Raw genomic sequence first — 10,829 nt, 5'->3', positions numbered from 1 at the left:
GCCATTGTGGCAGAATGTCACGCTACTTGGGAAACGCGATTTGCCGGCGCCGCTCGGGCGCCAGGAGGCAATTTGAGCGATACCGCCCTTCCCTTTGAAAGCTACGGCGTCAGCCATCGCGGCTGCGTCCGCCTCCTCAACGAGGACAGCTTTCTCATGGAGCCGAGGAGCGGGCTCTGGCTTGTCGCCGACGGCATGGGCGGACACGAGGCCGGCGAGGTCGCCTCGTCGACCATCGTGGAGCATCTGGCGACCATCGGCATCGCAAGCTCCGCTCCGGAACTGCTCGCCCGGTTCGAAGACCGCCTTGGCCGTGCCCACGAGCAAATCCGCGGCATCGCCAGGGCGCGCGGCGTCACCATCGGTTCGACGGTCGCCGCGCTGCTGGCGATGAACGGCAGCTTCGCCTGCTTCTGGTCGGGCGATAGCCGCGTCTATCTGGTCCGCGACGGCAAGATTTCGCAGATTTCGCGCGACCACACGGAAGTGCAGGAGCTCCTCGACAAGGGCATGATCAGCCCGTCCGAGGCGCGCAGCTGGCCGAGGCGTAACGTCATCACCCGCGCCGTCGGTGTGAGCGAGGAAATCGCAGTCGATTTCCATCAGGGCCAGACGCTGCCGGGCGACGTGTTCGTGCTCAGCACCGACGGGCTGACCGCACATGTGGAAGATGCCGAAATTCTCGAAGCCGTCGCCGCCTATCGCCCGCAGGCGGCGTGCGAGAGATTGCTGGATACGGTGCTCGGCCGGGGCGGAACCGACAACGTCACCATCGTGCTGGTGCGCATCCGCGGCGAGCTGCAATCCGATCTTGCCGATCAAACCGCCGTGCCGGCGGAGCGGACCCGGCCATGAGCACGGACGACAGGACCCGGATCCTGCCTGGCCGCATGGAGACGGGCGTCGGCACCCAGCTCAGCGGCATCTACGAACTCGACGAGCGCATCGCATCGGGCGGCATGGGCGAGGTCTATCGTGGCCACAACATCCAGACGGGCGACCTCGTCGCGATCAAGATCGTGCTTCCCGAATTTGCCCGCGACCAGACCATCCTTTCGCTGTTCCGCAAGGAAGCCTCGATCCTCAACCATCTGTCGCACGAGGCCGTCGTTCGCTATCACGTCTTCACGGTCGATCCGGTGATCGGCCGGCCTTACCTGGCAATGGAATATGTCGACGGCCAGTCGCTTTTCGACGTGATGCGTAAGGGACCGATGGCGCCCGGCGACGTATGCCGGCTCTGTCATCGCCTCGCTTCCGGCTTGAGCGCAGTGCATCGCGCCGGCGCCATCCATCGCGATCTTTCACCCGACAACGTCATCCTGCCCGACGGTCGCGTCGAGCGGGCGAAGATCATCGACTTCGGCATCGCCCGTTCGGCTCATGTCGGCGGCGAAACGCTGATCGGCGGCAGGTTCGCGGGGAAATACAACTACGTCTCGCCCGAACAGCTTGGCCTCTACGGCGGCGAGGTAAGCGAACGTTCCGACATCTACAGTCTCGGCCTGATCCTCGCCGCGGCGTTGCGCGGGCGGCCGCTCGACATGACGGGTTCGCAGGTCGATGTCGTCGAGAAGCGACGCGTGGTGCCGAACCTGACCGGCATCGACGGCAAGATGCGCCCGATCGTCGAGGCAATGCTGCAGCCGGACCCCGGCAAACGGCCGGCAAGCATGGCGGAAATCGTCCGGATGTCGCGTCTGGCCGCCGATACCGAAGAAGAATGGGACGAGGAAACCCTCGCCGCCAAACCCTGGATCGGGCTCGGACGGCGCAACGCCGCCGAAAGCGGCAATGCCGGCGGAGACGAAAAGGCCCCTTTCGTCGAGCATGTGCGACCGGCCTATCTCTCCAAACCAAAACCGGCGCCCGCAAAGCCGCCGGCGCAACGGGCAGGCCGACGGGAGGTGTCCGGCATCGCAATCGCGGGGCTCGTCCTGCTGCTTGCGGCGGCCGCGGGAGCCGGCGCGTATTTCACCGGATATCTGCCCGGGAGCAGCGCTCCCGAGGTCGCCCAGCGGAAACAGGCGACGCTCGTTCCGGAGCGACCGCCCGAACGGAAGGAAACGGCGCCTACGCAACCGGCCGCCGGGCCGATTCCCGAACCGACACCGGCTGCGCAGCCTCGCGAAGAGCCGGCGGCGCAGCCACCTGTACAGGCACGACCCTCACAGGCACAGAAGACAACATCCCAGCCGGTGCAGCCTCAGTCGCCAGGCGTTGCGGCCGAAACCAGGACGGATCAGCCGTCGACGACGCCCGGCCTTCCCGCATCGGAAATCATCAAGCGGTTCGTTGAGGAGGCCAAAAGGAATTCGGCCAAGACCGGAGCCGCGAAGGGCGAAGCGGACACCCACGCCCCGGCACCAGCCGAGCCGCCGCCGGCGCGGACTCCGGAAGATACGGCTTCGGCAGTGCCGCCTCGGACCGGCAAGATGACGCCGGTCCCGCAAGCTGCGGCTCCCACATCATCCAATGGCTCGGGAACCCAGCAACCGGACGTCCAGGCGGCGATCGAAAGCCAGCTTCCCGGCTGGACAAAGCTGCAGCCCCCGTCGGGAAAGGCGTCTGCGGAAGCGCCTGCCGAAATGGCAAAGAACCAGACTGGCAAGGAAAGCGGCCCTCAGGCCAAAGCGCCGTCCCCTGCCACCGCGCCTGCGGCCGCGCCCGAGCCGGCAACGCTGCCCAGCCAAGCCAAGCCGCAGAAGCCTGCCGCTGATGCTGTGCAGGCCCCGGCGCCGACCGCCGAGCAGCCGAACGAGGCGGCTGCCGTGCCGGCTTCGCCGCCCGACGCTGCAAAGTACAAAGCCGCAGAACCCAACACCGGCGGGAACACCGACGAAACCGTCGCCACGAACGTTCCGAGGCCCAGCGTCCCGCCTTCATCGGCCGTAACGTTCGAGAAGGCTTCATTGTGGCTGCGCGATTTTGCGGGCGGCGATTGCTTCTATGCGGCTCCGGACAGTGCGGATGGAACGGCTTTCGGGATCGTCGGCTTCGGTACGGCGCCGGACCCGTTCGTGAAAATGATGAAGGCGTTCGACGCGCAATTCGGGACCGAGCCGGACATCCAGGTCCGGCTGATCTCGCCGGCGCAATGCGAAGTGACCAGGTTCATGCGCGGCTTCGACCCGCCAGCCCGAAACGTCCAGGCCCTGACCCTCGACCGGACCTCCGTTTCCAACGGATCGCCCATCAGCGGCGTCCTTGCGACCCAGGGCGGCCTTCGCTCCAACCTGCTCCTCATCGACCATGACGGCATGACCTACAATATCGACAGGCTGCTCATCGTCGACGGCGACAAGGCGAAGTTCAGCGCCAGGATCTCGCTCGATCCCGCCTCGCGCGCCAAGGGCAAGCCGATGCCGGAAATCGTCCTGGCGATCACCGGCGCCGTCGACATCCTGTCGGCGAGCACGCTGCAGGCGGCGCCGGCTTCCGAGGTGCTGCCGAAAATCCGCGACGAGATCCGACGATCGGGTGCGGCGTTCTCCGCGATAGTTAAGTATTTCCAGCTCGGCGGCTAGAAATGACCGGCCGCGCTACCCGCACATATGCGCCCCGGACAAGCTGGATGGCTGCGTTTGCATTTTGCGCGCTTCTTCTCGCGGCGACGCCGGCGAGAGCGGAATTCACGGTCTGCAATCAGACGCTCGATGTCGTCAACGTGGCGCTCGGCGAGGAGATCGACGGGCTGTTCCAGACGGACGGCTGGTGGACGGTGGGCGCAAACCGCTGCGTCAACGTCATCCGCGACGAACTGACCGACCGCTACGTCTACATCTACGCCACGGACGTCTTCGGCAACGCCATTCTCAAGGGCGAGACCGAGATGTGCATCGACCGCCGGCGCTTCACCATCCGCGGCATCAAGGACTGCTGGCAGCGCGGCCACATCGCCGCGCGTTTCCGTGAGGTGGATACGCTCCAGCAGGCGCGGTGGACGATGTTCCTCACCGGCAGCGGTCCCTGATGCATACCATCAACCCGATCTTCCGGCGCAGAAGGCAGGCCGCGGTCGAGCGCCGGCAGCGCGCCCGCCGCGAGCGCGCTGTCCTCGGGCTCGCATGCCTCGTCTTTGCCGCGATCGCGGGCGGCGGCTACTACGCCTTCCAGGAATGGCGAGGCAGCGATATCGACGAGAATCTGGTGCCGGTCGATACGGGCGGCGACCTGCCGGCGGACGCCTCGGTCTACGTACCGACCATCGTCGATCTGCCGGGCGATCCTATGTGGATCACGCTGGCGAACGGGAATTCGGAGGAGACGAAAAAAGTCGCCGTCGCCAAGCCGGCCGGTCTTGCCGATCCCGCCGTCTCGCCCCGGCTCGAAATGCTCTCCGACACGATGCTCAATTCGAGCGAGCGTTTCATGGCGACGCTTCCCTCCACGCAGCAGGATTTCGCCTTCTTTCAGGCACAGCGAAACGCGCCCCCTCCACCTTCCGGCGACAGCGTCGCCGAGAAGCCCGCTCCGGCAGACCTGCCGCAGCCCAAGGCGCCGCAAGGCGGTGCTGTAACCGATGCCGAAGGCGGCTGGGGACAGACGATCGGCTCGGGCGAAAAAGCTTTGCCGGTGTTCAAGAAGACCGAGATCGAAAACAACACCACGGTTGCAGCCATGGTGCCGGAAGCGGATCGGTTCGAAGCGACCGAAGATTTCTTTGTAAAGGTCCTTGCCGACAGGAGCCTGGCGAGCGTCGTCACCGAAAACCATTTTGCAGACGACGATGCCGTGAGGGCGCAGGAATCCATGAAGGCGCTCTTCAATCGCGACGGCCTCGTCCATGGCGATGTCGTCGCGATACGCGGTTCCAGAGCGACCCGCAACGGACCGCTTTCGCTGCGCCAGGTGTCGATCTATTCCGGCAACAGCTTCGTCGGCACGCTGGCGCGCGAGGACGCGGGACAATTCCTCTCCGGAGCCGACCCCTGGGTCCGCAACGATCTTTTCCACTATTCCGGCCCTGAGGAGGAGGGCGGCCACAAGCGTCAGTATCGGCTGCTCGACGCCATTTATTCGACGGCAGCCCGCAACGACGTGCCGAGCGGGGTCATCGGCGAGGCGATCATGTACCTGTCGCGCGGGCACGACCTCAACGCTTTCGCCAGCAACGACCAGCGCCTCGATCTCGTCTATTCCGACACCGCGCGGGGCAAGGACGGCATGAGCGGGCGCGTCTTGTATGCGGCGGTTCGCGGCACCGATACCGACCTGGAATGTTTCGTCTACCGGCAGCAGGACGGTGGTTTCGCCTGTGTCTCGCAGGATAACCGGATCCGGGTCGTGACGACCGCAAGCGGCATGGTGACGCCTGTCAACGGCGTCCTCGCTTCCACATTCGGTCCGAGCAAGCATCCGATCCTCGACACCGTACGCGTCAACAAGGGCGTCGACTGGGTGGCGCCGCTCGGAACGCCGGTCATGGCCGCTTTCGACGGTCAGATCACCTTCCAGGGAGACAGCGGCGGATATGGCAACACTATCCGCATCGCTCATCCCGACGGCAGGGAAACGCTCTACGCCCATCTGCAGCGCTTTGCGCTGGCCGAGGGCGTCGGTAAAAGCGTCAAGGCGGGCGACGTGATCGGCTATGTCGGAACATCCGGCGTTGCGACCGGCCCCTCGCTTCACTTCGAACTTTACCGGAATGGCGTGGCTGTCGACCCCCTCGGCGACGCATCGGCATCGGCTTCGGACGATTCCGCCGTGGCGACGCTCGTCGACAGGATCATCCATGTCGAAAGCGGCGGCAGCGCGCGGGCGAAGAATCCGCTTTCCTCGGCGACCGGGCTTGGCCAGTTCATCGACAGCACCTGGCTCAGGATGATGCGGACCTACCGGCCGGACCTTGCACGTTCGCTTTCGAAAGCCGATCTGCTGGCGCTTCGCTTCGACCCGACGATCTCGCGCGAGATGGTGCGCAACCTGGCTCGCGAGGGAGAAGCCTATCTGCGCGCCCGTGGCGACGCCATCAGCGCGGGCCGGCTTTATCTGTGCCATTTCCTCGGCATGGAGGGCGCGCACCAGATCCTCGCCGCGTCCGGAAATGCGCCGCTCGTCAGCGTTCTTGGGGCCTCCGTCATCCGTGCCAATCCGTTTCTCGCCGGAAAGGACGCCGGCTACGTCATAAGCTGGGCGGAACGGAAGATGGGCGCGCGTGGCGGGCAGACCGTCACTGCGACCGCTTCCGCGATCACCACGATCGAGGAACCGCCCCCGCCGGGTTTCGAAATCTACAGAAACGCAATTGCGGAACTGGTCGCGTCGATCGACAAGCCGGCGGACAGTTCAGCGCCCGATGCCACAAAATCCAGCGTGCAATGAAGGTTTCGCTAGGGCGAGTTTCACTTGCCCGAATTGAGCCGCATCTCGACCCGCCGGTTGATCGGGTCGTAAGGGTTGGCGCTGCGCGGATGGCTTTCGCCGAGCCCTACCGCGCTGATGCGGGCGGCGTCGATGCCGTTCGAAGTAAGGAATTGCGTCACCGATTCCGCACGCCGTTCCGACAGTTTCTCGTTGTAGAGTTCCGACCCCGAGGCATCCGTATATCCTTCCACCCGAAAGTGAAGGTTGCGCAGTCTATCGTCCTTCAGGGCCTTGGCGAATTCCTTGAGCTTCGCCTTGGCGTCGGCTGTCAGTTCGGCGGAATCGAGGTTGAAGTTGACCAGCATGTCCAGCCCCTTCGGCTGGGGGGCCTCGCTCTCGTCGCGGCACTCGTCTTCCGTGCCGATGCAGATGCCGCGGGATACGCCGAGGTCGGCCTCGCCGGCAAAGAATTTCACGATGTCCTCGGATGATTGAATCTGGCCGCAGAACGCGCTGGCCGGAAAGGCCGCCAAAGCGAGCGCGATGATCGAAGCCTTCACCCGCATGCCGCCATCTCCAGTCGGATAAACCGGATGCATGAAACCAGGGAGCAAAACTGTAGGAGCGCCGCCGCGCATAGTCAATTGGAAGCAATGGTCGCGCGGGTTGGCGGCCGGCGGCAATCCTGCCTTCTCGGCGAGCCCGTCTGCTTCGCTCCGGCACCAGCATGACACCCGGTCGGCCAGGCGAATGAAAACGTGGACAGGATCGTGCAGGCGGTTCTTCCAACCCATTCTTCCCATTCATCATTCGCATTTTTTCACCCTGCTCTTCTCCACGCCTTCCGCGCTTCCTCCATACTCCCTGTCAGTTCCTCCCATCGGGAACACCGATCATGACGGTGATTGCGTGGGGAGGAGCCGGCGCCTCCGCCGTGATGCCGACGTGGCATCATGGCCGGGGAGGTCCCGCCTGGAGGTTCCCCTGGGGGCACTATGACCCCTGCGTGCCGGTAGAAGGCACACAGACCCCGGGACGAGCACCGAACCTGATCGGAGTGACTACCCTTCGGCAGGTTCAGGGTGAGGCTCGGGGAGCAGCGGAACAGGCGGGAACAGAAATCGCCGGCGGTGCGCGAGTGTCGCGCCACCTGTTTCAATTCGGAAGGCACGGCCTCGCGCCCCGCTTCCCGACTTTCAATGGCCAGGGCCGGAAAGCAGCGTGGCGGGGATGGAGCGTGAGACAAGACAGGCTTGTGGAACGATGCATGGAATGGCCCCTCTGCGACCCGCTGCGCGGACCACCCCTCCCCCTTCGTGGAGCGAAGGCAAGGTGAGCAGCGTAGAGGTAGCAGTCATGCAATCGAATAAGGAAAATACCCGCCCCCGGTGTCGCAGCCTCCATTTTGTTGCTGCCGCTCCCCGGCCCTCCCCCCAAGGAGGGGCGGGTACCCACCTTGACAGATTGTCGCAGGCAGGGGAATATTTTCGCATGTCATGTGAATAGACGTTCGTGCCCATCGCGACAGCGAGGAGCGTCTGATGACGCAGGCATACGGACCTTCTCATTCAGATGCGCGCGGCAGGCTCGGACTTGCAGCGATGCTGCTTGCGGCATGCATCGCCTTGCTGGTGGCGGCGGCAAGCATTTTTCCCGCCCATGCCGACGCCGTTACCGGGCGGCGCACCGCACTCGTCATCGGCAATTCGCACTACAGGAGCTTCCCTGGACTGCCGAATGCCGTCAACGACGCCGATCACGTCCGCAATGTCCTCGAACAGGCCAATTTCGAGGTCGTGCTCGGCACGGACCTCGACGGAAAGGCGCTCGAGAGGACCATCCGCGACTTCCTGCGCAGCCTGAACAACGGCGACATCGCCCTCTTCTATTACAGCGGCCATGCCGTCCAGGTCGCCGGACAGAACTACATACTGCCGGTCGACGCTTCCCTTGCCTCGCCTTACGACCTGGAGGCCCAGGCCTATAATTTCAGCAACCTGCTGCAATATATGGGACAGTCCTCCAATCTGCAGATCGCCATACTGGACGCCTGCCGGGACAACCCCTTCAAGAGCGGCTTCTACTATGTCGGCAACAAGAAGGTGGATGTCGAAGGCAACAGGGGGTTGGCTGCCACCGCGCCGGGGCTCGGCACGCTCATCGTCTATTCCACCGCCCCCGACAAGGTCGCCTATGACGGCTCCGGTAAGCTCAGCCCCTTTTCCAAAGCCTTCGCCGACCAGGCGCTGACACCCGATGTCGAGGTGCGCGAAGTCGTCACGCGCATCCGCAACGAGGTGATCAAGACGACCAGTGGAAAGCAGGTCCCGTGGGACACGTCCAGCCTGACCGCCTCCTTCTACTTCGTGTCGCGGCAGAACCTCCTCATCATGCCCGACACGGCCGAAATCCACATACCGATGGCGGCGGCGCGCGTGCCGCTCAATCTGCCCTCGCCGATCGGCAGCGGACAGCAGCCCCTGATGGTCACGCTGACGAAAACGCCGGCCGACGGAACGCTCTGGCTCGGCGGCTCGAAAGTCGGCACGGGAACAGCCATTCCCGCCGACCAGTTGGCCGAACTTGCCTATGACCGCGGAAGCGGCACCGGGACGGAGACGATCGAATATCAGGTGCGTACCGCCGACGGCCGCACCGCGTCCACTTCGGTGAATATCGTGGCGGACGCCGCAGCGCCGCCACCGAAGGAGCCTGTTGTTGCAGTCGCCGAGGAAAGCACGAAGCCTGCATCGGCTGGGGAGAAACCCGTCTCCGACCAGCAAAACAAACCGCAGTTGATCGCCATGGCAGCCGATGTCGGGACCGGCTTCATCGGCGTCGCCAATGACTGGCAAACCGCACGCGATGTTGGCAATGGCTGGCTCAGGCTCGCCAAGCGCACGCCAGGCGCCCAGGTGGCGCTCGACAACAAGATGCTGGCCCCCGGCGACCTCGTGAAGGAGGCGGATGTCCAGCATCTCTCCGTGCGGCCGCCGATCGCCGACGCCGGCAAAAACGTGGAGATCGCGCTGGTGCCGGCGGCGCCCGCCGGAAAGGCGAAGGCGCCGGTGGACATCAAGGTCGCGGTGTCGGTCAATGATTGCGACCGGCTCGCCGCCGAACCGCTTGACGTACAGGCCGTGACGGAAGGCGTGCTGCCCAACGGGATCGACGTGGCCGCCGCCCTGAAGGCATGTCGAAAGGCGGTTGAGGCCTACCCCGATGTCGCCCGTTTCAAATACCAGTTTGCGCGGGCGCTCTATGCCGACGGCCAGTTCGACGACGCCATCGGCAATCTGCGCAGCGCATACGAGCAAGGTCACGTGCGCGCGGGCGAATTGCTCGGGCGCATCTATCAGCTCGGCCTGCTGGGCAAGCCCGATCCTGCGAAGGCGATTCCGCTGTTCGAGGCCGGTGCGAAAAAGGGAGACCCCTATGCGCAATATTCGCTGGCGAAGGCGCTGATCTACGGCAACGGGACGAAGCCGGACGTGGAGCGCGGCATGAAGCTGCTCGTCAGCGCGGCGGAGTCCGGCCACACCTACGCCATGAACCAGCTGGGCTACGAGTACCGCAACGGAGCCCACACCAAGGCGGACCCGGAGCGGGCGCTTACCTTCTTCGAGAAATCGGTTGCCCGCCAGGATGTCTGGGGCATGCTCAATCTCGGGCTCCTCTATCGCGACGGCGTTGGCGTCGGCAAGGACGAGAACCGCGCGATGCAGCTCTTCCGCGATGCGGACAAGGGTGGGCAGCCCGCGGCAGCGACACTGATCGCGCTGATGATGCAGGACCAAGGAAAGGGCACGCCAGCCGACATCCTCGCCCTTTACCGCCGCTCCGCGGAACGGGGAGATGCATGGGGCGCCTTCGACGCGGCGCTCATGATCGGCAAGGACCCCTCCCTGGCAGACGGCCCGGACGAAGCGATCCATCTCTACGCGCTTGCCGCCGCCCAGCAGACAAAGGACGTCTCGGAGCGGGCGACAAAGGCGCTGAAGAAAGCGGAGGGCAAGGCCGTGGGCCGGCAGGTGCAGCAGACGCTCATCCGCATGGGGCACGATGTCGGCACTGTCGACGGCGTCCTCGGCCGGCAGAGCCGGGAAGCCGCAACGGCGGCGCTCGGACACGAGGCTCCGAAGGACACGACCGAATTGCTCATCGAACTCACACGCAAGGAATGGATTTCATCGCGACCGCGTCTCGACATGCTTTGACAGAGGAGTGCCTGAATGCGGAAAATTGCTGCCATCATGACAAGCTCTTTGCTGGTCGCGCTGCTGCAGGGCTGCGCGGTACCGTACATGTTGCAGGATCGCCCCTCCCCTCCAGCCTATAAGGCCGAGCCGACGCACAAAGTAGCCAGGAAAAAGGTCAATCGTCCGAGAAGCAACTACCGCAAACCTGTCACCCGAGCTTCCACGACGCCAGATGCGGCGACCTCCACGGGCAACCTTCAGCAACTCATGGACCGCGGTGGTGGAGGAGGCGGCGGAGGGGGTGGCGGTGGAGCGGGTGGT

6 protein-coding genes are annotated in these 10,829 nt (G+C 64.7%); 5 read left to right on the top strand and 1 reads right to left on the bottom strand.

Annotated elements, in window-relative coordinates; translation table 11 throughout:
- The first annotated feature begins 72 nt into the window (after positions 1–72).
- From RBH77_RS09635 to RBH77_RS09620, 4 genes are read left to right on the top strand one after another with little or no spacing between them, the layout of a single operon-like run.
- Positions 73–855 (top strand): PP2C family protein-serine/threonine phosphatase, encoded by a 783-nt coding sequence (locus tag RBH77_RS09635; protein ID WP_311031905.1) that lies wholly within the window; start codon positions 73–75, stop codon positions 853–855.
- A complete protein-coding gene (locus RBH77_RS09630; protein WP_311031904.1) occupies positions 852–3,527 on the top strand; it encodes a serine/threonine-protein kinase in 2,676 nt (891 codons plus the stop codon). Before RBH77_RS09635 ends, RBH77_RS09630 begins: the two co-directional genes overlap by 4 nt.
- A gap of 47 nt (positions 3,528–3,574) precedes the next feature.
- A complete protein-coding gene (locus RBH77_RS09625) occupies positions 3,575–3,973 on the top strand; it encodes a DUF1036 domain-containing protein (protein ID WP_311031903.1) in 399 nt (132 codons plus the stop codon).
- Positions 3,973–6,327 carry a peptidoglycan DD-metalloendopeptidase family protein gene (locus tag RBH77_RS09620; RefSeq protein WP_311031902.1) on the top strand — a complete coding sequence of 785 codons (2,355 nt, stop codon included), beginning with the start codon at positions 3,973–3,975 and terminating at the stop codon, positions 6,325–6,327. The genes RBH77_RS09625 and RBH77_RS09620 overlap by 1 nt, the downstream gene beginning before the upstream one ends.
- 20 nt (positions 6,328–6,347) lie before the next feature.
- Here RBH77_RS09620 and RBH77_RS09615 read toward each other — a convergent pair whose 3' ends face one another.
- Entirely contained in the window at positions 6,348–7,103 is a 756-nt protein-coding gene (locus tag RBH77_RS09615; RefSeq protein WP_311031901.1) for an OmpA family protein, read from the bottom strand.
- 747 nt (positions 7,104–7,850) lie between these two features.
- Between RBH77_RS09615 and RBH77_RS09610 the strand changes: the two genes are divergently transcribed.
- Positions 7,851–10,526 carry a caspase family protein gene (locus RBH77_RS09610; protein ID WP_311031900.1) on the top strand — a complete coding sequence of 892 codons (2,676 nt, stop codon included), beginning with the start codon at positions 7,851–7,853 and terminating at the stop codon, positions 10,524–10,526.
- The last annotated feature ends 303 nt before the right edge of the window (positions 10,527–10,829 follow it).

It is taken from the genome of Mesorhizobium koreense (assembly GCF_031656215.1).
Lineage (GTDB): Bacteria > Pseudomonadota > Alphaproteobacteria > Rhizobiales > Rhizobiaceae > Mesorhizobium_L > Mesorhizobium_L koreense.
This window is presented reverse-complemented; position numbering and strand designations above follow the sequence as displayed.

Excerpts from the sequence above, each read along its gene's own strand:
- RBH77_RS09630 (WP_311031904.1), top strand. The coding sequence starts at position 852 with ATGAGCACGGACGACAGGACCCGGATCCTGCCTGGCCGCATGGAGACG.
- RBH77_RS09625 (WP_311031903.1), top strand. The coding sequence starts at position 3,575 with ATGGCTGCGTTTGCATTTTGCGCGCTTCTTCTCGCGGCGACGCCGGCG.
- RBH77_RS09620 (WP_311031902.1), top strand. The coding sequence starts at position 3,973 with ATGCATACCATCAACCCGATCTTCCGGCGCAGAAGGCAGGCCGCGGTC.
- RBH77_RS09615 (WP_311031901.1), bottom strand. The coding sequence starts at position 7,103 with ATGGGTTGGAAGAACCGCCTGCACGATCCTGTCCACGTTTTCATTCGC.
- RBH77_RS09610 (WP_311031900.1), top strand. The coding sequence starts at position 7,851 with ATGACGCAGGCATACGGACCTTCTCATTCAGATGCGCGCGGCAGGCTC.